The sequence below is a fragment of the Pseudoprevotella muciniphila genome, from assembly GCF_003265305.2.
Classification (GTDB): Bacteria; Bacteroidota; Bacteroidia; order Bacteroidales; family Bacteroidaceae; genus Alloprevotella; species Alloprevotella muciniphila.
Window position 1 is genome coordinate 2,676,889 of record NZ_CP033459.1, and the last position, 23,399, is coordinate 2,700,287.

Consider the following 23,399-nt stretch of genomic DNA (forward strand, 5'->3'; position numbering starts at 1 on the left):
AATGTGCATCTGCGCGGTTTATTGAAAAAATCTGGCTGTAACCGCAAAAACGGATTACAGCCGGAGTCGGATTTCAAGTAATCTTCAATGTTGTTTTTCAAAAGTTGGAACTTTACATTGTTTCGTTATTTTTCTCAAAATAGAAACCATAGACCTTTCCAGACGGCTTGTTAATGAACGTTCCTGCATAGGTGCCGTTGCTGTTGATAGAACCGGTAAAGCGTCCGGTATTTGCTTCGGTTTTCCCTTCGTATTCTTCAAGAATCATTCTGCCATCGTCTTCAATGTACCCTCTCAGCCGTATATTCTGGTCGCTATGGTTGTCATAGTAGCCCCATCCTTCAACATTGTATTTGTCGGTCGTAAGAAATAAATGGATGCCATATTGACCTATTTTCCCTCTTAGGCTTGTTTGAAGATATTTTGTCTGAGAGTACGTTTCTTCACCCCATTTTATTGAAACAGGGGTACCTGTATTTATGGCTGGTGAGACGCTTGGCGTAGGAGTCACAGTCTCTTTTTTGTTGTAGCCGTTGTTTGAGATAGGATCTTTTTGTGGTTTATTCACAGGTGCGATTTGTTGAGAACCAACTCTTTTCGCAGGGGTTGTAGGAGGTACATAAACGTTTTCCTTTTCGATTATGTAATCATTGTTATTAGTGTTATTGTCTGATTGATTGTGAGAAACTTCTTTTTGTGGGGAATTTGAAGTCTTCTGATCAGGTTTATTGGTGTTGTACTCTTGAGCAATGCTTTCATCAGATTTTTTATTGCTATCCCATTGGTTATATAAATAGAAACCGATGAAAACGACCGCTGCAATGGCAATAATGCCCTGTGTAACTGCTTTTATGACATTATATATTCCGTTGTCGTTCGTATGTTTCGTAGAGATTTCGGGAGATGATTTGTAAAGTCTGGAAGGTGAACCGCAGTAGGGGCAGAAGTGGTCGCCTGTTTCCAATTCATGCCCGCAGTATGTACATCTGTAAATAGCCATTTTTAGTAATGATTATAAGGTTGAAGATTATAGTAAGATTTGAGGTTGAAATCGGGTGTGACAATGGCATTATGCCACACCCGATAGTAGTCAATTTGAAGATAATGTGAGAAAATTTCTTTTGTCGTAGTTCTTGGAGATTATTGCAAATCTGTTACAACCGGATTTCTGTGTCCATCGCAACATGGGCAACGACTTCTGTGCCAGCCTGTGCTTCTGCGCGTTCTCCGCAGATGAAACAGCAGGGTATAGCGGCAAAGCAGAAGAGTAATACCGAAAGTGTAGTGCGATTATCTCCCTTAACATAAAGGTCGCCATTAGAGAGTGGGACTGAATATCCATTCATTAAGTCAACCTCATTGAGTTTAATACCTAAACGACCTCTTGTTCCCCACCATGAGGAACGCTTGGCTTCATATACGGTACCGACTACCGGTGTGCCATATTTAATGGCTACCTTGCCATCGACTATGACATCGTTCGACACAGTGAATTGTACCTTGTCGCCAACATCTACTTTCGCGCCACGTACGTTGTTGACCAATTTGCAATGAACTCTTGTTCCTGCCGGAATAGTAAATTTTTGGGCTGCAATGCTCAGAGTCATCAATGACATCAGAGCAATAAATAAAAATTTTTTCATAAATTGTGAGTATTTAGGAGGTTAATAAAAACAATCGCATTACTGTTTAGCGTCTTCCAGTTTTGGGAATATGTATAAAACTCCTCTAAGAAAGCAATACATCAAGATTGTGAGGATTTTATTTCAGTGTAAGGACAAATCGATCTTCTTCTTTGATTTTTGCTCCTGTACCAGGTACAAACACCATAATTACAGTCCAGCTAAGCCAAAATTTGACATTGCATCTGTTCTTGCCGCGTATATAGATGTCATCGTGTTCTAAAGGGATGAGTTTATTAGGGGTTTCTATGTAAAGTGGACGTAGAACCATGTATCCTTCTTGTCCAAAAATGTTGCTTTTTCTACGTTGCATTACTTTACAAATTATAGGGCAGGTAATAAGTGATTTGTCTGTTGCATTTTCTACTCTAAGAGCTTTAACCTCTGATCCCACCTTGAAATTACTACTGGAGGCAATTTCGGGACTTAAATAGCGCATTGCTATAATTTCTTTATTAGAGTTTTGGGCGTTTGAGCAAATGGCGATAGTAAAAGCCATCATTAAAATTAAAATTCTTTTCATTGTGTTTATTTTAATAAGTTAGTAATGTTCGTATTCTATGTTGTGTCTTACAAATTTAGAGATAAAGGGGAAGGAAATGAGGTGGCGGGAAGGGGAAAGGTACGAACTGTGTTTTGTAGGGTATGAGTTTTCTCTTTACCGCCATGAAGCTTCTCCTTTTCTTATTCTGCCGGCATGGGGTTTTGCCTTTCTGCATCGCGTTTTTCCATGATGGTAATGAGTTCGCGCAAGGCTGGTGGGGTGCATTCCACCTGGATTTTCTTTTCCGTTCCGAAGGGATTGCCTATGAAAGTGAGTTTGCGGGCTGCAGGATGAATGTGCATCACGTGGTTAAGGTTGATCAAGTACGTGCGTCCCACGAGTGCGAAGTCGCGTTTCCATATTTCGGGTGCCTGTTGCTCAATCATGCGTGCCACTTCGGCGCGCTGGTAACTCACGGTTTCTATCACGTGTCCGTTGGAGAGGTGGATGTCGCAGTAGTTGCCGTCGGCTTTTACATACACAATGTCGTTGAATGGGATATAATAAACTTCATTGAAGTTTTTGATAATCAGCTTTTGTGGTGTGTCCATTGATGCTCGGTGGTGCTGTCAGATTGTTTTTCGTTTCTTATATTTCTGCTAAATTAGTGCAAAACATTGCATACTACAGCCCAAAAAAACAGGGGGGGGTACGAAGTGTGTTTCATAGGGTATGAAAATATTCTTTTTGCAGAGAAAAACTTTGGAGGCTCATCAGAACCTCCAAGTTCCTCTCATTCCTTTTGCTTTGCATACAAGCCGCGGGGTTAATTTCTGATGTATATTTCCCCTCTTTTATTAAGCACCCCTTAACAGTATGTCGATAAATGATTTTGGAAGATAGATGTTGGGGATTGACATGGCTTCTACGAACAGGGGTGCTATCTGTTCATCGGTGTAGCCTGCATTTCCGCAACCGATGCGTGTAACGTAGAATCGCGTGTCGGGAAGCATTCTTGCGTGTTCTATGAAGTTCTCGATTGCGAGATGGGTTTCCATGAAGCTGCATGATGTGGTGGGGATGGCGTACGATTGTCCTTGCGGACCTTCACCTCGTCCCCGGATGGCACCGAAGTGACGCACGGCATACGCAGCTGCTCCGCCATCATGAATGCCATTCATGTCGCTGCCGAATACGAATACCTCGTCGGGCTGCAGCGATGTGATAGTATCCGGAGTAACACGTCCTTTCAGCTCTTCTTCATCGTAGAAGAAATTGCGACTTGACAGATACATCTTTTGGCGGAACTCATTCATGCTACTTGAAGTTTTCATGCGCATCCGAGCCTTTGAGAAGTATAAGTCTCTGCTGCTTCTTTGTCTGCTCCACATCCTGTTAGAGTCTTCTTCATTCGCTTCGAATTGCATACTGTTGTCGATATGGAAACTTCTCGCTACGGATGCTGCATCGATGTTGGCACCGATGAAGTTGAAATTCCAGCCGAGTTCCTTGAAGCGGTCGATGAGTTCTACTATCTGTGCTCCAGTAAAGTGCTGTGAGTCATTCTCGTAGCCGTCTGTGATGATGGTTACTGATGCAAGTGCGCCTTCAGTCTTCGATGTCAGTTTCTCAAGGTCTTTAAGTGTGAAGCCTATGGCGTCATAGAGTGGTGTGCATCCCCATGGGCGGTAGTCTTTGTCGGAGATGTGCTTTGCTTCGTTAGCCGGAATGTTCTCACAAAGGTATCGCGAGGGAACTTCAGAAGATGACTGGAAACAGTAGATTGACACATAGTGTTCCTGCGAGTCAGCGTTCTTTTCCTGAATGTTCTTGATGCTGTTGATGGTTTCGTTGCACCCGCTGATGGTGGAACTTACGAGGTGGGACATAGAGCCGCTCTCGTCGAGAATGATTAGGTTGAAAAATGTTGCTTTCATAGCATGAAGTGTTTGATGTTTTTATTGTTGTTAAATGTTTGATGAGTCTTTTTTAGGAGTGTCCTGCAAATTAGGTTTGAATAATTCTTCTTCAAGTCAGGTATGTTCCCTAATTCGTAGAACACTCCTTTACCCCCTTCGATAAGGGCGGTGCGCTGTGTTTTTCAGTTTTTCCTTTTTTTTGTTTGTTTTAGATTTTTGTTTTCTGTTTTTGTGTTTTTCTGTGTTTTTTTTAGTTTTAGAGTGCTGCTTGTTCAGAATAGCAGCGAGTCGGTTTGAGATGGGTTATCTGTTTCGTCTTCTTTAAATTGTTTTGTGTCAAATGAAAATAGGTCAGGGCGTCGGTTGGGCGTAGGCTCCTCGCTCTTTCCCTCGTTTTGTAAATATCCCGACGATATCATCTTTCTGTAGAAATTGCGCCGGTCGTAGTTCTCGCCCTTGATGGCTTCATACACCTGTTGCAGTTCGCTGATGCTGAATTTTTCGTTGAGCAGGTTGAATGCTATCGGCTCTATCCGCATGCGTTCCTTGAGATGATTGCGTGCTGCCTTTACGATTTCTTCGTGGTCGAATGCAAGAGGCGGCAATTCATCCTCCTTGAACCATTGAGCCTTCTTTGCATCGGAACCGCCAATGACTTCAAAATCCGACTTGCGCACAAGTGCCACGAATCCAACTGTGACTACACGACATCTGGGATCGCGGTCTATCGCGCTGAACACCCCGAATTGCTCCTTATAGACGTCGCGAACTTTCGTTTCTTCCCAGAGCTCGCGTTCTGCACATTCTTCAATAGTCTCGTTGGGGTTCATAAAACCGCCGGGAAGTGCCCACATGCCTTTGAAGGCTTCTATGCCACGTTCGATGAGTAGAATGTGCAAATCCTTACCGTCGAAGCCGAATACTACACAATCGGCCGTAAGCGAACATTTAGGAAATCTATATTCCAGCCTGACTTGTTGCTGACCGTCGTAATTAAAGTAGTGGCTGTTGTAATAACGACCTTCTTCCTCTTTTTCGGGCTTGATTTTATCTAATGGGAATAATGACATAGAGCTATGTGTTATTTTGACACAAAATTAAAATTCGCATATTTTACATGCAAATAAACCAACAAATAATTTACTAAATTTAACAATATTTAACAATCCTTTGTGTCTTTTGTACTCAAAGAGACCTATTTCGTACATTTCCGGTTCCAAATATCCCACGCAGCCAGCGCTTGCAGGTGAAGCATATCGAGTCCGTTTTTCGTGGTAGAACCTTGTGCTTTTCCGCGTTGCAGGAACTGTGTCTCCAGCGGATTGTAAACGAGGTCGTAGAGCAAGTGTTTCTCATTAAGGAGGTTGTATGGTATGGCAGGTGCCTCGTCAGTGTGAGGGTGCATACCCACGGGGCTGCAGTTCGCTATGACCGTATATTCCTGCATGACTTCCGGTGTTATGTCGGCGTATGTGATTCTGCCTGCTGATGCGCTGCGACTGACATAGAGCGTGTCAATGCCCAGTTTGTGCAACCCGAACGTGACGGCTTTCGACGCACCGCCCGTGCCGAGGACGAGTGCCTTGCGGTGGTGGGGCAGGAGGAGTGGGCGAATGGACTCGGTAAATCCAATGACGTCGGTGTTATGCCCCTCGAGAAAAGTTTTCCCGGACTCCTTTATAATACGAATGACATTCACGGCTCCAATCTCCATGGCATCGTCGCTCATGGCGTCCAACATTGGAATGACGGCCTGCTTGTGGGGAATCGTTACGTTGAGGCCGCGAAGATTTTCGTGTTTTTTGACTATCCGGAGAACTTCCTGCGCGTTCTCTATCTCGAAATTCCTGTATTGGGCATCAAGCCCTTCTTTGCTGAATTTTTCTGTGAAAAACCTGGCGGAGAAGGAATGGCCGAGGGGGAAACCGATAAGTCCGTATAAGTCCATTATTCTTATGATTTATTTTGTTGCACAATAGAGCGTGCTGAGTCCGAAGGTGAAACGCTTGAATGTAACATCCTGATAGCCTGCGTTGGTCAGGATTTCTTTCATTTTTTCGCCTTGCGGAAAGGCTTCCATAGTGGCAGGAAGGTATTTGTAAGCGCGTTTGTCTTTTGAAAACAGACGGCCTACGGCGGGCATGAACAGGTGGGAATAACACCAGAACAACTGTTTCATGGGGAATTTTCGTGGGGCTGTAAGTTCAATGATGACGAGTCGCCCGCCCGGCTTCATCACGCGGCGCATTTCGCGCAACCCTTTGTCGAGGTCGGGGAAGTTTCTTACGCCGTATGCCACCATAACGGCATCAAACTCATCGTCTGCCAGCGAAAGGCTCATACAGTCGTCCTTCTGAAATGTAACGATGTTTTCCAGACCGGCTTTCTTCACTTTCTTACGACCAACATTGAGCATACCTTCTGAAATGTCTGTACCTAAAAGTCGTTCAGGCGAGAGTTGTTTGGCGGCTAATATGGCGAAATCGCCTGTACCTGTAGCCACATCGAGAATCTGCTTAGGATGAAAGGGCTCGAGCGATTTTATGGCAGCCTTGCGCCATCGCTTGTCTATTCCGAAAGAGAGCAAATGGTTCAACAAGTCGTAGCTATGCGAGATGTTGTCGAACATCTGTTCTACCTGTCCGCCCTTTTCACCTGCAGCATCGTAAGGCTTTATATGTTCTTGCTTATACGACATAATCAATGCTCGTTCTTTACCGATACTGCAAAGATAACATATTTTTCAGACAGGTAAACAATGAAAACATTATTGTATAACAAATGAATACAAATATTTTGCAGGTTAAAGATTTTCGGTTAATTTTGCATATCCTCAACAAGACTATTCCTTAATCAGATAATATAACTAAAAAATAACAGATATTATGAGAGTAATCATTGAGCCCGATTATGCAAGATTGTCGAAATGGGCTGCCGACTATGTAATCAACAAGATTAACGCTGCCAATCCCACAGCAGAAAAACCTTTCGTTTTGGGTTTGCCGACAGGTTCTTCACCCATCGGTATGTACAAGGAACTGGTAAAGGCAAACAAAGAAGGGCGCGTGTCATTCAAGCATGTCCTGACGTTCAATATGGACGAATATGTAGGTCTGCCTGAAGAACATCCCGAAAGTTACCACAGTTTCATGGCAACGAACCTCTTCAACCACATCGATTGCCCTAAGGAGAATATCCATATCCTCAATGGCAACGCACCCGACCTTGAAGCAGAATGTGAGCACTACGAAAAGATGATAGAAGAGGCTGGAGGCATCGACCTCTTCATCGGTGGTATCGGTCCCGACGGACACATTGCATTCAACGAACCCGGTTCATCTTTGACCAGTCGCACACGTCAAAAGACACTTACCACTGATACACGTATTGCCAACAGCCGTTTCTTCGGAGGCGATCCGAATAATGTGCCGGCACACGCACTAACGGTAGGTGTGGGCACCGTGATGTCTGCAAAAGAAGTGCTTATCCTCTGCAATGGTCATAACAAAGCCCGTGCGCTGCAAGCAGCAGTGGAAGGTCCCGTAACGCAGATGTGGACCATCAGCGTGCTTCAGATGCACCGCCATGGCATCATCGTATGCGATGAACCTGCATGCGAAGAACTCAAGCACGGCACATACAACTATTTCAAAGATATCGAGAAGGACCAGTTGTAATCATCCTGCCATCTACCACACAAAGACAACACCGAAGCATAGCGCTCGGTGTTGTTTTTGCTTTTTTTATAAGCCTATTGTCAGTCTATGCCAACGATGCCTCTATTTCCTCGCATTCATCTATCCACGCAGACGACTGTGCGTCGCTGGGCATTCGCCAATCACCGCGTGGGCTTAGCGCACAGGAACCCACTTTGGGTCCATCGGGCATGCAACTGCGTTTGTACTGTTGAGCGAAGAATCGGCGGAAGAAAGTGGTCATCCATTTGCAAATGGTCTCGCTGTCGTACAGGCTGACGCGTTGGTCTTTACCATTGAAGGCCTGTTTGGCAAGATAGAAAATCTTCTTCGGGCGGAAACCGTTGCGCAACGTGTGATAGAGGAAGAAATCGTGCAACTCGTAAGGACCTACCAAATCTTCTGTCTTTTGAACAATGTTTCCGTCTTCGTCTGCAGGGATAAGTTCCGGACTGACGGGGGTGTCAACGATATCGAGCAACGTGGCTCGTGATACATCGTCTGCATGAGTTTCAGCAAACCAGCGCACAAGGTGCCTTACAAGTGTCTTGGGCACGGAAGAATTTACGCCGTACATGCTCATCTGGTCGCCATTGTAAGTTGCCCAACCGAGCGCCAATTCGCTTAAGTCGCCCGTTCCCACGACAAAGCCGTTCAGTTTGTTCGCCATATCCATGAGAATCTGTGTGCGCTCGCGCGCCTGACTGTTCTCATAGGTTACATCGTGATTGTCGGGATTGACGTTGATGTCCCTGAAGTGTTGCAGGCATGCTTCTTTGATGCTGATTTCGTGCATGGTGATGCCCAACTGCTGCATGAGGTTCACAGCGTTGGTGTATGTGCGGTCGGTTGTACCGAAACCGGGCATAGTGATACCGACAATGCCATGGCGGTCTTTGTGTAACTTGTCGAAGGCTGAGACGCATACCAGCAATGCCAATGTAGAGTCGAGCCCGCCACTGATGCCGACGACAACGGTTTTTGCTTTAGTGTGTGTTATGCGGCGTGCAAGTGCCATCGACTGAATGTTGATGATGTCTTCGCAGCGCTTGTTGAGCCTGCTGTCGGACGGCACAAAAGGCAATGGGTCGATGGTGCGCGAAAGCACAAAGTTCGTTGATGTGTAGTCGTCCAGTTCAAGTTCTATGCGGCGGTAGCGTTCAGTGTTGTTAGCACGATTGAAAGGGAAGTCGGTGTTCACACGCCGTGATGCACGCATGGCTGCAACGTCGATCTCTCCGATAACCAACTGCTCGTTCATGCAGAAACGCTCGCCCTCTGCCATCATCTTACCGTTCTCTGCGATGTATGCCAAGCCGCCGAAGACAACGTCCTGTGTGCTCTCGCCATAGCCGGCACCGGCATAAATGTATCCCGAGATGCAGCGCGCGCTTTGGCTGAGGATAAGTGAGCGTAGATAGGCATTCTTGCTGACTACTTCGTTGCTTGCGCTGAGATTGAACACCATTTCTGCGCCTTGAAGTGTGAGATATGAACTTGGAGGAATCTGAGTCCAGAGGTCTTCGCAGATTTCTACACCAAAACTGCAATGCGACATCTCGAAAATCAGGTCTATGCCGAATGGGACAGTCTGACCGCAGAAGTTTACTGTCATGCCACGAGGAATTTCTAGACCGGAAGTAAACCAGCGTTCTTCGTAGAATTCTTTGTAGTTAGGAATGTACGATTTAGGTACTATGCCGGCTATTTTCCCTTTTTGAATAATGGCGGCACAGTTGTATAAAACGCCTTCATGGCTAAAGGGCAACCCAACAATCATTACTATAGAAAACGAACGGGAGAACTCCATAAGACTCAAAAGCCCAGTCTCAGCATTTTCAAGGAGAAGTTGCTGTTGGAACAAGTCCTGGCAAGAGTACCCTGTAAGACATAGTTCTGGAAAACATACTATTTCTACGCCTTGCGCAGCCGCCTGGGCCGTCATGTTTTCTATGGCGTTGATGTTGCGCTTGCAGTCGGCAAGACGCACCTCCGGTACTGCTGCTGCAACTTTAATGAAACCATTGTACATAGTATATCTTGTTTATAGGTGTTTTATAGTCAAGTTTATTTGTCAAAATCTTTTTTCAGTCGCACAGTCCTCAGCAGGTTTTTTACTCGTCGGTAGGGGCTATGTGCTTCCGGGTTTACCACGATGTTCAATGCCTTTGGCACAATCTCTATCTCTATTTGTTTGCCGCCTTTATATGGGTCGCCGTCGCAATGATAAGGCCCTTCCTGGTCGCGAGTAATCAAAATCTTTCGGGTCTTGAAGGTCTTAACCTTGCTGTTTCTTGGCAATGTCTTGCTGAACATTCCGATAACGATGCCCGGCGCGCCGATTACACCGAACGGGCTTATCATCGTTACATCCATCAGACCGTCTTTCATAGAGGCATGGGGCGCGATATAGCAGTTGTTGCCGTATTGTGAGGCGTTGGCACAGGTGATTACATATGCCTTATAACGCAATTTTGTTTCTTCGTCCTCTATCACGTAAAGTTCAGGCTTGTATCTCAAACCTTCTTTCAGCATGATCTCAGCGTAAGAAATAGGTCCTCGTTTACCGTGGTTGGCAAATTTTTCGCTAATAAATGCATCAAAGCCTACGCCACATGTGCAGAAGAAAGGACGTCCGTCGCAAAGACCATAGTCCAAGCGGTGGATTTCGCACGTGTTGATGATATGTAGGGCGGAGTTGACGGACAAGGGTATGTGCAGATGTCGCGCCAGGCCGTTGCCGGAGCCGCAAGGAATGATACCGAGCGAAGTGTCGGTATGAACAAGCGAACGAGCCACTTCGTTGATGGTGCCATCGCCACCTACGGCAACCACGATGTCCGCACCCTCACCTACAGCATCAGCCGCGAGTTGCGTGGCATGTCCAGCATATTCCGTGAAACGGATTGATGGGTCGAAAAGTCCTTTGTCTGTTTTCGTCTCAATCTTTTCCACAATACGCTTCTTGCGTGTTGTGCCGGATGTGGGGTTGACGATGAAAATTATTTTTTTCCGCTCGTTCATAACGCAAAAATACACATTTATCGCGATTTGCATAAAAAGGCTCAATAAAATCTTTCGAAACAGCATCCGAAACCCCTTCTGTTCATCTCTCAATATGTGTTTGCAGAATTGTGGCGTGAACAGTGCGGAATTTTGTAGGTGAAAGACTTCTGATTTGCTATATAAGTGCCTGAATTAAAGCACATTGAAATAAAAAGATCTGCAATTTTCAGTGTAAATTAACTGAAAACCGTTGCACACAAAGCGGTTTTTCGTGCTTTTTTTAAGATTTTAAGTGAGATTTATGAACAAATCTGCGTATCTTTGTGCCCAATTTGAAACAATGTTGCGCATTTAGTTATAAGAACGGCATATTTATATGTCATATAGCGCGATAAATGTAATCGAAATAAAATGAATCTTCTACAAGAAAGATTGGCTAAGTACGACCTGCCTCAAAGAGTGAAGGCGGTTGATGCATACCCGTATTTCAGAGAAATAGACGGAAAACAAGGTACGGAAGTCGATATGGGCGGACATAAAGTCCTCATGTTCGGTTCTAATGCCTATACAGGATTAACTGGTGACGAGCGCGTCATAGAAGCCGGCGTGAGAGCCTTGAGAAAATATGGTTCAGGTTGTGCCGGTTCCAGATTTCTCAATGGAACGCTCGATATTCACGTACAGTTGGAGAAAGAACTGGCAGCGTTCATAGGAAAAGACGATGCTTTGTGTTTCAGCACAGGTTTTAGTGTTAATTCCGGCGTCATAGCCTGTCTTACAGGTAAGGATGACTACATCATCTGTGATGACCGCGACCATGCTTCAATCGTAGATGGCAGAAGGCTGTCATTCTCGAAGCAACTCAAATACAAGCACAACGACATGGCAGACCTTGAGCGCAAACTGCAAAGTTGCCCAGATGACTGCGTGAAACTTATCGTTGTGGATGGTGTGTTCTCTATGGAGGGCGATTTGGCAAAACTGCCCGAAATTGTAGAACTCAAGAAAAAGTACAAGAATGTTTCCATCATGGTTGATGAGGCACATAGTATTGGTGTGTTCGGAAAACAGGGCAGGGGAGTGTGCGACCATTTTGGGTTGGCTGACGAGGTGGACCTTATCATGGGTACATTCAGCAAGTCGCTTGCCTCTATCGGCGGATTTATTGCTGCTGACAACATTATCATCAACTATCTCCGTCATAATGCCAGAACATACATTTTCAGTGCCAGCGACACACCTGCAGCAACAGCGTCTGCTATGGAAGCCCTGCACATCATTCAACAGGAACCCGAGCGCATAGAGCGCCTGTGGGATATTACCCGTTATGCACTGAAGGAGTTCCGTAAAGCCGGCTTTGAAATAGGCGATACAGAAAGTCCTATCATTCCGCTCTATGTGCGCGATATGGAAAAGACTTTCTTCGCTACAAAGTACGCTTTTGATCACGGCATTTTTATCAATCCTGTTATCCCACCGGCATGTGCTCCGCAGGACACGCTCGTGAGAGTCGCCCTGATGGCAACGCATACAAAAGAACAGGTGGATCGTGCAGTGAAAGAACTCAGTGAGGTGTTCAGACAACTCGAAATACCTCTCCATCCTGTGGAGGATTGACAGGGAAGGCAAAGCAAATTTATTTATAACCCATATAACAAAAAACAACTGCAAGTCTGTACGATTTGCAGTTGTTTTTTTGCTATAGGGGTATTCTATAAATCAGAGTCCTGATTTTATTTAGTAACCGGTTTGGGTTAGTTGCTGCCCAATTCTACGGCATAAGACACACGGCGTCCGCTCTTCTTCATTGCCCTGATCCAGAGTACGCGCTCCGTGCTCATGTTGGCTTCGCGAACAGCCTGTTCGAAGTCTTCTTTGCTGTTCATAGGTTTGTCGTTCACTTGGATGATGATGTCGTCTTTCGTTACGCCACCTTCTTTCATCTTGCCGTCGCGCACAGCAACAACCAGCAGTCCGTAGCGGAGATTGAGCTCTGACTTCTCGTCTGCGGTGAGTGCGCGAAGACCTACGCCCATGTCGTCCGAGTCCACACTTTCTATGATGCTTGTGGTGCCCTGTTCGTTGCGTAGAGTAACGGTCGTGGTGTGTTCTTTCTTATCGCGGAGATACTTCACTTGCACCTTGTCGCCCGGCTTGTGGTTAACGAGGAGCTCCTGCATTTCACCGAACTTGGAAATTTTCTTGTTGTCGATGCTGATGATGACATCGCCTTTCTGTATGCCTGCTTTTGCTGCTGCGCCACCATCCTTTGCCTCTCCAACGTAAACACCTGTCAGTGTGCCGAGGTCAACCTTGTTGCCTTTTTCGTTTTCTTGATCTATGTAGTTAGTAACGTCCATTCCTGAAATCTCAAGCATAGCACGTTGCACAGTGCCATATTGCTTCAAATCTTCAACAACTTTGTTCATGATGGAAGTGGGAATGGCAAAGCCATAGCCAGCGTACGACCCTGTCTGTGAATAGATCATGGCATTGATGCCAACCAGGTCGCCGCGAGCATTGACAAGTGCACCGCCTGAGTTGCCCGGATTGATGGCTGCATCAGTCTGTATAAATGACTCTATGCCGCCTGATGCACCGAGCGAACGTGCTTTGGCGCTTACTATACCAGCCGTAACAGTCGAGGTGAGGCTGAATGGATTGCCGATGGCAAGTACCCATTCGCCAAGTTTCAGATTGTCGCTGTTGCCAATGGTAATGGCAGGCAGGTCTTTCGCTTCTACCTTAATCAGTGCTAAGTCGGTGGTCTTGTCGGTGCCTATGATGCGTCCCTTGAATTCTCTGTTGTCGTTGAGTTTCACCTCAATAATGTCAGCATTCTCAACTACATGGTTGTTCGTTACGATGTAGCCATCCTGAGAAATTATGACACCTGAACCTGAACCTTGTCTCTTAGGTGTTTTTTGCTGATATTGTCGGCGTCCTCCGTTACCTCTGCCAAAGAAGTCGCCAAAGAAATCTTCGAATGGATCGTAGTACTCAATACTCTGCGTCTTGCTGTTTATCGTAACCTTAATGCTGACAACAGAATTCACTGCTTTTTCTGCTGCAATGGTAAGATCCACAGGCTGTCCTGGTATGCCTGCAATGGGAGTGGCAGTCTTGCCATCTTTGTCGTTAGCCTCAGTGTTTGCACATGCCACATTGAAGCCCAGCATTACAGCGAGTACTGAAATGCCAAAAAGTCTTTTTTTCATAAGAATTATTTTTTGTTTGAATTTTTTAATGTCCATAATTTTACCTTTTCATTCCTTATATTTTAATACCTTTTCTCTTGCTTAAGTGAACAATCGACACTTTGGAATATAGACACGCATGGTGTATATGCACAAAATGTGCCAAATTGTTTTCTTTTGGAGAACATCCTTTGCCAACTTTAGAAAAGAGGCGTAGCGGATGCCTGTTATTTCTAAAAGCATAGCAAAATTATGGCTAAAATATAAAACAATAAAATTATCAAAATTAAAAAATCTTAATCAATGTTTAATGATTGTTAATAGGCTTTGATGAATTTACTTGTTATGTATGCAGAGTTCATAAAAAACGCATCCGGCAAAGTGTGCTGAATGCGTTGTATAAAGTGAATCAGTAACGTCTGTATTACTTTTCTTCTTCTTCCTTTTTTTTCTCAGTTTTCGCCTTTTTTGTAGACAATCTTCTCTTTTTAGGCTTTTCTTCTGCTGGTTTTTCAACCTTGATGCCAGCGAGTTCCGGGTCTATCATGATGCGTCCACAATACTCGCAAACGATAATCTTCTTGCGCATACGGATGTCGAGTTGGCGCTGTGGCGGTATCTTGTTGAAGCAACCTCCGCAAGCATCGCGTTCAACGCAGACGATACCCAAACCATTGCGGCTGTTCTTTCTGATGCGCTTAAAAGAAGTCAGCAAGCGCTGGTCTATGGTCATCTCAATGGCATTGGCTTTTTCGCGAAGTTTTTCTTCTTCGTTTCGGGTTTCTTCGATGATGTTACCCAGTTCTTCGCGTTTGCTGTCTAATTCTGAGCGATGGTCGTTGAGTGAAGATTTGCTTGCTAAAAGCGTTTGCTGACGCTCTTCTATGGCGCGTTCTGCCTCGCCGATACGCTTCTCCTGAAGTTCGATGTCCAGATCCTGATATTTAATCTCATGCGAGAGCATATCATATTCGCGGTTGTTCTTTACTTCGTTCATCTGTTGTTCATAGCGCTCCTTGAGTGCCTTTGCTTCGGCAATCTTGGCTTTGCCTGAAGAAATTTTTGACTTGTAGTCTTCTATTTCCTCTGTAAGTTTGCCAATGCGATGAGTGAAGCCTTCAATTTCGTCTTCCAAATCCTGTATCTCCAGTGGAAGTTCTCCGCGAAGTGTCCTGATTTCATCGATTTGTGAAAGCAGTTGTTGCAGATTGTACAGTGCCTCCAACTTCTGTTCTACGGTCATTTCCGCATTTTCTGATTTTCTTGCCATAGTTATAGTGTTTTGTTTTTATATTCTCTTTTATTCTGTCATGTCAATCAAAGGTATGAAATGGCATTGGTGTTGACTTTCGTTTTAATGGTTTCGAGTTCCGGACACAGTGTAGCAAGTACCTCTTGCAGCAGTTCAATGGTGTATTGCTCACTCTCGTAATGACCGACAACGCAAATCTGTATTTGCTTTTCTAAACCGAAATAGCGATGGTAGCCCATCTCTCCTGTGATGAATGCGTCAGCACCCTGTTTCAGCGCTTCTTCGAGAAGGAAATCTCCTGCGCCCCCACAAACTGCCACTTTCTGAACGCTCTTCTTTGTGCAACGGTTGTGCATCAGTACATCAGCACTAAAGGCCTCTTTCACCAACCGGAGAAATTCGTCAGTAGGTATAGATGATTTAGTTGTTCCAATGATTCCGCTTCCGCCCTCAATTCCCTGCCGTGAGATGTTTTGCAGAAAAGAAACTCTCTCAAGTTCCAGTTGTTCTGCAATTTTGAAATTCACTCCTGCCATGGCATTATCCAGATTCGTATGTGCTGCGTAGATGGCTATGTCGTTCTTTACGGCTTCTCTGACACATCTTTGCACATAGTTGGCATCGGAGATGCATTTCAAACCACGAAACAAGAGCGGGTGGTGCGCAATTATCAAATTGCACCCACAAGTCTTGGCTTCTGCTATAATTTCTTCAGTAACGTCAAGACACAATAATGCCCTTGATACTTCCACATCTGTTAATCCAATCTGCAAGCCAGCATTGTCATAGCCTTCTTCCAGCGGCAGAGGTGCGAACCTTTCAAGGGCGTCGGCCACTTCTCGTATTTTCATTGATGGTGCAAAGATAGGCAAAAAAAATGGAAATAAAGAATTGTGAATAAAAAACTATGTCCGCATGCGAAGGGGTGATCTCATTTCTAAAAAAAAGAAGCCCAATAGGACTTCTTTAATCTATTCTGTTATAAAAAGGGCTGTTTACATACCCAATTCGTGCAACTTGTAACTACCCATAATTCTGCTGCGGTCAACATTTCCTTTAATGCCGGAAATGCTTCCTTTGTCGCTATATTGCCACATGATGTAATCTTTTCCATCATTAAGCCATGGCTCATTACTTTGATATCGGGCAATCATGAACTGATAGTCACCGAATTCGCCGAGCAGGTGGTTGTTGTAGAAGTTGTGGTAAGTATAGAGCAAGGGCTTTTTGCCATAGTGCTCTGTTACCATTTCAACGAATTCGCGCAAGTCGGAAATGAAACGTGATTTAGGTTCTTTGCCGCGGAATTCAATGTCGATTAGCGGTACCAAATCTTGCTCATCTGCCTTTACTATGCGTGTCATATTTGCAAATTGCACTTTAGGAGAAACGTTCGGGCGATAGAAGTGATAACTGCCAACGCTCAGACCAACACGCCGTGCCTCGCTACGGTTATATTCATAGTAACTATCTACATAATTGGCGCCTTCTGTGGCTTTGATGTAAACGTATGATATGGGCTCATCGCCAACCAGGTCCCAGTTGATGCTACCCTGATAGTGCGAAATGTCGATACCCTCTGTGAATTTGTTGTTGATGTTGCTGTTTCGGTTGCCACGAAAAGTCTTGTTGTTCATAATTATGCCATGCCCTGAAAGGTCGGCAAGTTCGGGAGTTTCCAACGGCTCATCGTGCCATGACATCTTCACCGGTGCGTCCGGTTCTGTTTCTACCTGCTCCATGTCATCTTTGCTGTGCTTCTTATGATGCTTCTGGGCAGACGCATTCTGCGGTGCAAATAAAAAAGCAGACATGGCTATAATCAAAACTAACCTTTTTCTTGAAGTCTTCATAAAAATCTTTTAGGGATTTCGGTGCAAAAATAGACTTTATTTATTTAACAAACGACATTTTATGTCTTAAATTATGCTAAAATGCCCAATAATCAACCACTTTACACGATTTTTAGGTTCTGAAAATGTCAAAAGTGTATCTTACTGACAAAAAACGCGCAAAGAGAGAAAACCTCCTTGCGCGTTTAGAATATACTGATTATCAAGTGTAACTCCTATAGCATTACTTTTTTGCCATTGATAATGTAGATGCCCTTTTCAGGATTGTTCACGCGACGTCCCTGAAGGTCGTAAATCACATTGCGTCCCGTAGGAGCAACAGTTGTAGTGGAATTGATTCCTGTCACGTCTTCACTCTTCCCAATCGTCTTGTAGAGACCATTGGTAATAGTCTCGATCGTCAGTGGAACATATACCATGTCGTAATTACCGCCCCAAAGGCTTTCTTCCTGATAGAAACCGATGACGCCATCCTTCTGTTCAATCATAGTGGAGTAGGCTGCAGAATGGTCGCACACTTCATACTTAGCCCAATTCTTTGCGAAGATGGCAGGTGTTGCCCAATGTGATGCGCGTGATTTGAGTTCCTTATAGAAAATGGCAGTCTTCTCGCGGTTGTTGCCTGTAGGTACAGACTGTAAAGCCAAGGTGATGGTGTCATTGTTTGAAACTTTAACGGCCTTTACCATGAGTATTTCGCCATTGCAGGAGTTGCTGCCGTATGCGATGCCGCCTTCGCTGCTGTAGGAGTTTGTCTTAACTTCTGAACTCCAACTTCCGGTGGCATTCTTCTGATTGGTATAGTAGAAGATATTGATGTTTCTGCCATAACTGTTACGTGCACTGATAAGAACGCTTCCGTCGGGAAGTTCTTCGCATTTAGGTTCGTTGCCGGTAGCATGGAAACTGTTATAGCCGCCCAATACGCTCCAAGTCTTGCCAAAGTCGTCTGAATAGATGACGTAGTTGCCCCATGCGCTGTTGCTCTCTTTGATAGCAAGGACAGAACAGTAAAGCCTGTAGAATTTGTCTTTCTTTATGATGCGTGACTGCGCAATGCGTCCGGAACCAATGAACATACTCTTGACGTTGCTGGCGAATGTACCTATATAAATGTCTTCTGCCATGTCGCCTATTTCTTCACTGCGAACCCAGTTGCCTGTGCCGTCGGGCACCAAGATGCAGTGTGCCATGCCTTGATGTCTTGAAAGTGTGCCGTTGGGGAACATCGTGTTGCCAGAGCAACTTACTAACAAGCAGATGTTGGAGTCGCGGTCGCAAACGGCTGCCGGGTCGCCGTAGCCCCAAGATGATGTGCCATCAAACCAGTTGATGTCTTCGTTCCAGGTTTTGCCATTGTCATTACTGATACGTCCAACCACGTCCAAGTGCCCCGAACCAATGTCGCCACCAGAATAACGACGATCGTTGAATGCCAAAAGGTCGCCATTGGGAGCGCATGCAATTGAAGGAATACGATATGGTACACCGATGGGGTCGCGCTCAATGCCGTTGAAGTAAAGGTATCTCACACCCGGATTAGTGTTTTCGTATGTTGCAACAATATCCACAGAACCAGTCTTGGCTACTTTAACAGTGTTAGTGGTTGCGCCTCCGTTTACACTAAATCCTTTGAACTCAAAACCTGTACCTACAGCAGTACTCGAAAGCGTGAGATTGCCGCCTTCAGACACATAGAGTTTCTTTGTCCATGCTCCTGTGTTGAAGTTCTTGTCAGTTACCCTGATGGTTCCTTCGCTACATGCGATGTTGCCTACGTATGGGCAAACTCTTGAAATGGAGTCAAGGCCGGCAATGGTGAATGATATTTCAATAGAGGCATCTGAAATCTTCCAGAAACTACCTGTATTTGTACTTCCTGATGTGAAGTATCTGAGATCGCGCATACCAGCGCCTCCATACATGTTTACACCGTAATTGCCAGTTTCTTCTCTGTCTCGGAATATGTAGCCTAAGGATTCTGCATAGGTGTCAACCACTTTCCATGGGCGGGCATTCTGTGTTGGTACTAAAGAAACGTATGTTCCATTGGAAACAGGAACAGTGTTTGTGGTCAGAGCATAACTTTCTCCAAGCATACGGTTGTATATCATACAACTGTCCTCTGTACCCACAATGCACCAAAGTTGCGCCTCGCTGCCCGCGTCGTTGGTGTTAGTCATTGGAATGTATGAACTTTCAAGTACAGCATCCCAAGAATAGTTGCTGTTTTCGGCAGAAGTTATACGTACCCATTTCTCACCGTATGTGGAACTGAACATGGAACTCTTGTCGGAACTGTCGTAAGCAAGAGTGGCTTGATAAACCGGGGCCTGTGTGTCATAAACCGTTCCGCCTGCATTCAGTTGGGGACCATAGGTCGTGTTGGTAAGTACGCGAATACGCTGTCCCACAGAAGTATAATTACCCCCGTCAGGTATGTTACTACTTACAAAATAGAGATAATACGTGCTACTACCTGTAAGTTCTACGGGTGTGCTGAATGTATAAGTTTCCATCGAACCGGATGAACTCGATGGTGTAATAGCATTGTTGGAAACTGCAACCACATCGCTTGCTGCAAGACTTCCGCTTGTTGTGGTGTTAGTCTTAGCAATGGCAAGATAACTTGTGGATGATTTGTAACCACTTGCCTCCTTCAGAGAGAAAGAAGACATGGTGTATTTTGTGGCTATACCCGGAGTTTCAACACCTATCCAATAAACACCTCCGGAAACATTGTTGTCTGTTACCGAGTTAGTCCAATTTACTGTTGAACCAGCAGCATCTTTATCAAGCACTTCAACATCGATGTCGAGAATGGCACCACCATTTTTTACAATGTCATTTCCGGACACTGTAGAGCCTCCCGGATCGATGCTGCACCAGTCCACTTTGAAACGCATCTTATATGTGCCGGGTGCAAGACTTGCAGGTACTACGAACGTGGGGAGGCTGATGTTGTTACCATTGGCCAACGTCTCGCCTGCGCTGTTCTTGCGCACACCTCCAATTACATAGTAAGAATAGGAAACAAGTTCATTGTCTTCATTAAGTGTGCCATCAGTATTGGGCTCCTGAACATCAAAGTTCTTGTTGCCATCGTAGTCAATATAAACGTAGGCGTTCATCCATTGTCCAGAAAATGATACCGATGGTGTAACTACTTGCCCTGCACGAACGGTAAGTTTTTCATCCGTCACGTTGTTGTAGAGTTTCGTGTTGTCTGGAACATCAACAGAGATTCCATCAACCGAAACACTATTAAGCGACCTACCTACATATGTAACGTCTGTAGATTTGTCATAGTTGATTGGATAATCATCTGCAAACGCTGTAACAGCCGTCGTGGTAGTCAGTAAGGCTGCCAGCAAAAGGACTTTGTTTGTCATTTTTGTTTTATTTATTGTTTATTGTTACTCCGTGGTTATAATAATTTTTCAGTTACTCCGTGGTTATAAAAATTTTTCATCACAAAATACGTAAGTATTTGTAGTGCCTATCTTTTCAGTTTGCAAAAATACATTAAAAATTTGAGTTTCAAAACGTTTTAATACATAATTGAGAATTACAAAAGTTAAAAAAACTTTCTTGACTAAAAGACTATTTTTATGCCAATAGAAACCATTTTGGCACTCAATTTGCCATTGTAATTTTAGAAACTAAAAAATAAAGCTATGAATTTCAACAATTTTACAATCAAAGCACAAGAAGCCGTTCAGTCAGCAATTAACGTTGCTGAAAAGAACGGTCAGCAATCCATAGGAGTGTTACATTTGCTCCATGGTGTATTGAGCGTTGGTGAAAACGTTACGCGCTTTCTCTTTGGTAAGATGGGAGTGAATGGAGAACGTCTTCAAAACGTAGTAGAAACTGAAATGAGCCGTCTGCCAAAAGTATCGGGTGGCGAACCCTATTTTGACCGTGAAACTAATGCGGTATTGCAAACCGCAGCCGACATCGCGCATAAGGATGGCGACGATTATGTGGGAATAGAGCCTATGCTTATGGCATTGCTCACTACGCCGTCTGCTGCCAGCACGATGCTAAAAGATGCAGGTATTTCCAAAGACGCATTGCAAGCAGCCATAAAGGAACTCCGAGGCGGCAGGAAAGCCGATTCTGCCTCAAGTGAGGATAACTATCAAGCGCTGAAAAAGTATGCGCGTAACCTTGTAGACGAAGCGCGCGAGGGCAAACTGGACCCAGTTATCGGACGTGATGACGAAATCCGGAGAGTGCTCCAAATCCTGTCTCGACGAACCAAGAACAATCCTGTGCTGATAGGTGAACCCGGTACAGGTAAGACAGCCATTGTGGAAGGGCTTGCGCAGCGTATTCTCAGAGGCGATGTGCCAGACAATCTTCGCAACAAGCAACTCTATTCGCTCGACATGGGCGCTCTGATTGCAGGAGCCAAGTATAAGGGTGAATTTGAAGAGCGCCTGAAGAGTGTTGTTAATGAGGTGAAAGCGGCTGAAGGAAACATCATCCTCTTTATCGATGAAATCCACACACTCGTGGGAGCAGGAAAGAGCGAAGGTGCTATGGACGCCGCTAATATACTGAAGCCGGCATTGGCACGAGGAGAACTGCGCAGCATAGGTGCAACAACCCTTGAAGAATACCAAAAATACTTCGAGAAAGACAAGGCATTGGAACGCAGATTCCAGACAGTGATGGTGGATGAACCAAGTGTGGAGGACGCTATCAGTATTCTCCGTGGTCTCAAGGAACGGTATGAAAACCACCACAAAGTGAGAATTCAGGACGATGCCATCATCAGCGCAGTACAACTCTCACATCGCTACATCAGCGAACGCCACCTGCCCGACAAGGCCATCGATTTAATGGACGAGGCTGCTGCGAAACTGCGTATGGAACGCGACTCTCAGCCCGAAGAACTGGATGAAATCACGCGACGCCTCAATCAACTCGAAATAGAGCGCGAGGCAATCAAGCGCGAAAATGATCAGCCAAAACTTGATGCATTGAATAAGGAAATTGCAGAGTTGAGCGAACAACAGAAAGAACTTAAGGCTAAATGGGAAGGAGAGCGCGAACTCTTGAACAAAATTCAGCAAAACAAGCAACAGATGGAAAACCTCAAGTTCGAAGCCGAACGTGCCGAACGTGAGGGGAACTTCGGAAAAGTGGCTGAGATACGCTATGGCAGACTCCAGGAATTGGCAAATGACAATGAAAAAATCCTGGAAGAACTCAAGACAAGACAAAGCGGAGATGCTTTGGTAAAAGAGGAAGTGACTGCTGACGACATTGCAGACGTGGTTAGTCGTTGGACGGGGATTCCTGTAACCAGAATGATGCAGAGCGAAAGAGAGAAACTATTACATTTGGAAGAAGAACTCCACAAGAGAGTAATAGGGCAAGACGAAGCCATCAATGCCGTTAGTGATGCCGTCAGGAGAAGTAGGGCAGGATTGCAAGACCCCAAGCGACCTATAGGCTCATTCATCTTTCTCGGTACAACAGGAGTAGGTAAAACAGAACTGGCGAAGGCACTTGCTGAATATCTCTTCAACGATGAAAACATGATGACACGTATAGACATGTCGGAGTACATGGAAAAGCACAGTGTCAGCCGACTTATAGGTGCACCTCCGGGATACGTGGGATACGACGAGGGAGGACAACTCACGGAAGCCGTGAGAAGAAAACCTTACTCCGTACTTTTGTTTGATGAGATTGAGAAAGCGCATCCCGATGTGTTTAATATCCTCCTGCAGGTGCTCGACGATGGGAGACTGACTGACAATAAGGGGCGTGTGGTAAATTTCAAGAATACGATAATTATCATGACATCGAATTTGGGAAGCCAGTATATTCAAAGTCAGATGGAGAAAGGAACTTCCGATGAAATCATCAAGGAAACAGAGACTCATCTGCTCGAAATGCTCAAACAGACCATCCGACCGGAATTTCTGAACCGAATAGACGATATCGTGATGTTCCAGCCACTTTCGCAACCTCAGATCGAACAGATTGTCCGCTTGCAGATACGCACCATCAAGCGACGTCTGGAAGAGCAGAATATTGTCCTTGACGTGGCAGATGATGCAGTGGCACTGATAAGTCGTGAAGGATTTGACCCAGAGTTTGGTGCACGCCCCGTGAAACGCGCCCTGCAACGCCTCTTGCTAAACGACTTGAGCAAAGCACTGCTCGGAGGGAATGTGGATGCTTCGAAACCAATAAATGTTACTGCTCTTGGTAATGAATTGCACTTTTCCAACGAATAAAGTGGATAAAACTAAGTGATACTCTGAAAATACATGTGAGAACGGCTGTTA

General features: G+C 45.0%; 18 protein-coding genes. 3 read left to right on the forward strand and 15 right to left on the reverse strand.

Going from position 1 to position 23,399, the window contains the following annotated elements:
* Positions 1 to 112 precede the first annotated feature (112 nt).
* The 8 genes from C7Y71_RS10885 to ubiE form a co-directional block, all read right to left on the reverse strand.
* On the reverse strand, positions 113 to 1,000 hold the full coding sequence (locus C7Y71_RS10885; protein WP_111898837.1) for a zinc ribbon domain-containing protein: 888 nt from the start codon (positions 998 to 1,000) through the stop codon (positions 113 to 115).
* Between the two features lie 154 nt (positions 1,001 to 1,154).
* Positions 1,155 to 1,643: a hypothetical protein gene (locus C7Y71_RS10890; protein ID WP_111898836.1), complete on the reverse strand. Its 489-nt coding sequence runs from the start codon at positions 1,641 to 1,643 to the stop codon at positions 1,155 to 1,157.
* A 118-nt stretch (positions 1,644 to 1,761) separates the two neighbouring features.
* Positions 1,762 to 2,205, reverse strand: a complete 444-nt coding sequence (locus tag C7Y71_RS10895; RefSeq protein WP_146739455.1) for a hypothetical protein — start codon at positions 2,203 to 2,205, stop codon at positions 1,762 to 1,764.
* A gap of 161 nt (positions 2,206 to 2,366) precedes the next feature.
* Positions 2,367 to 2,777: a LytTR family DNA-binding domain-containing protein gene (locus tag C7Y71_RS10900; RefSeq protein ID WP_111898834.1), complete on the reverse strand. Its 411-nt coding sequence runs from the start codon at positions 2,775 to 2,777 to the stop codon at positions 2,367 to 2,369.
* Positions 2,778 to 3,023: 246 nt separating this feature from the next.
* On the reverse strand, positions 3,024 to 4,103 hold the full coding sequence (locus C7Y71_RS12070) for an A1S_2505 family phage non-structural protein (RefSeq protein ID WP_226943469.1): 1,080 nt from the start codon (positions 4,101 to 4,103) through the stop codon (positions 3,024 to 3,026).
* A gap of 254 nt (positions 4,104 to 4,357) precedes the next feature.
* Positions 4,358 to 5,155 (reverse strand): NUDIX hydrolase, encoded by a 798-nt coding sequence (locus C7Y71_RS10910; protein WP_111898833.1) that lies wholly within the window; start codon positions 5,153 to 5,155, stop codon positions 4,358 to 4,360.
* Between the two features lie 125 nt (positions 5,156 to 5,280).
* Positions 5,281 to 6,033, reverse strand: a complete 753-nt coding sequence (locus C7Y71_RS10915) for a shikimate dehydrogenase family protein (RefSeq protein ID WP_111898832.1) — start codon at positions 6,031 to 6,033, stop codon at positions 5,281 to 5,283.
* 12 nt (positions 6,034 to 6,045) lie between these two features.
* The gene (ubiE, locus tag C7Y71_RS10920; RefSeq protein ID WP_111898831.1) at positions 6,046 to 6,783 is read right to left on the reverse strand and encodes a bifunctional demethylmenaquinone methyltransferase/2-methoxy-6-polyprenyl-1,4-benzoquinol methylase UbiE; all 738 of its coding nucleotides are present in this window, start codon (positions 6,781 to 6,783) and stop codon (positions 6,046 to 6,048) included.
* Positions 6,784 to 6,970: 187 nt separating this feature from the next.
* Between ubiE and nagB the strand changes: the two genes are divergently transcribed.
* Complete coding sequence (gene nagB, locus C7Y71_RS10925) at positions 6,971 to 7,762, forward strand: glucosamine-6-phosphate deaminase (protein ID WP_111898830.1); 792 nt, start codon at positions 6,971 to 6,973, stop codon at positions 7,760 to 7,762.
* Between the two features lie 85 nt (positions 7,763 to 7,847).
* Here the strand turns inward: nagB and C7Y71_RS10930 are convergent, their stop codons facing one another.
* The gene (locus tag C7Y71_RS10930) at positions 7,848 to 9,812 is read right to left on the reverse strand and encodes an NAD(+) synthase (protein ID WP_111898829.1); all 1,965 of its coding nucleotides are present in this window, start codon (positions 9,810 to 9,812) and stop codon (positions 7,848 to 7,850) included.
* 35 nt (positions 9,813 to 9,847) lie between these two features.
* The gene (locus C7Y71_RS10935) at positions 9,848 to 10,804 is read right to left on the reverse strand and encodes a diacylglycerol/lipid kinase family protein (protein ID WP_111898828.1); all 957 of its coding nucleotides are present in this window, start codon (positions 10,802 to 10,804) and stop codon (positions 9,848 to 9,850) included.
* A 393-nt stretch (positions 10,805 to 11,197) separates the two neighbouring features.
* On the opposite strand from C7Y71_RS10935, the gene spt reads away from it, so the two are divergent.
* Positions 11,198 to 12,403 carry a serine palmitoyltransferase gene (gene spt / locus C7Y71_RS10940; protein WP_111898827.1) on the forward strand — a complete coding sequence of 402 codons (1,206 nt, stop codon included), beginning with the start codon at positions 11,198 to 11,200 and terminating at the stop codon, positions 12,401 to 12,403.
* 137 nt (positions 12,404 to 12,540) lie between these two features.
* Here the strand turns inward: spt and C7Y71_RS10945 are convergent, their stop codons facing one another.
* The 5 genes from C7Y71_RS10945 to C7Y71_RS10965 all read right to left on the reverse strand — a co-directional run bounded on the left by C7Y71_RS10945 (position 12,541) and on the right by C7Y71_RS10965 (position 20,480).
* Positions 12,541 to 14,004, reverse strand: coding sequence for a Do family serine endopeptidase (locus C7Y71_RS10945; protein WP_111898869.1), 1,464 nt, complete (start codon positions 14,002 to 14,004; stop codon positions 12,541 to 12,543).
* 403 nt (positions 14,005 to 14,407) lie between these two features.
* Positions 14,408 to 15,253, reverse strand: a complete 846-nt coding sequence (locus tag C7Y71_RS10950) for a zinc ribbon domain-containing protein (RefSeq protein ID WP_111898826.1) — start codon at positions 15,251 to 15,253, stop codon at positions 14,408 to 14,410.
* 47 nt (positions 15,254 to 15,300) lie between these two features.
* Entirely contained in the window at positions 15,301 to 16,086 is a 786-nt protein-coding gene (locus C7Y71_RS10955) for a Nif3-like dinuclear metal center hexameric protein (RefSeq protein WP_111898825.1), read from the reverse strand.
* Positions 16,087 to 16,230: 144 nt separating this feature from the next.
* On the reverse strand, positions 16,231 to 17,088 hold the full coding sequence (locus C7Y71_RS10960; RefSeq protein ID WP_111898824.1) for a glycoside hydrolase family 25 protein: 858 nt from the start codon (positions 17,086 to 17,088) through the stop codon (positions 16,231 to 16,233).
* A 215-nt stretch (positions 17,089 to 17,303) separates the two neighbouring features.
* Entirely contained in the window at positions 17,304 to 20,480 is a 3,177-nt protein-coding gene (locus C7Y71_RS10965) for a sialidase family protein (RefSeq protein WP_111898823.1), read from the reverse strand.
* Between the two features lie 285 nt (positions 20,481 to 20,765).
* Here C7Y71_RS10965 and clpB point away from each other — a divergent pair, with 285 nt between their 5' ends.
* Positions 20,766 to 23,348, forward strand: a complete 2,583-nt coding sequence (gene clpB, locus C7Y71_RS10970; protein WP_111898822.1) for an ATP-dependent chaperone ClpB — start codon at positions 20,766 to 20,768, stop codon at positions 23,346 to 23,348.
* Positions 23,349 to 23,399: the final 51 nt, after the last annotated feature.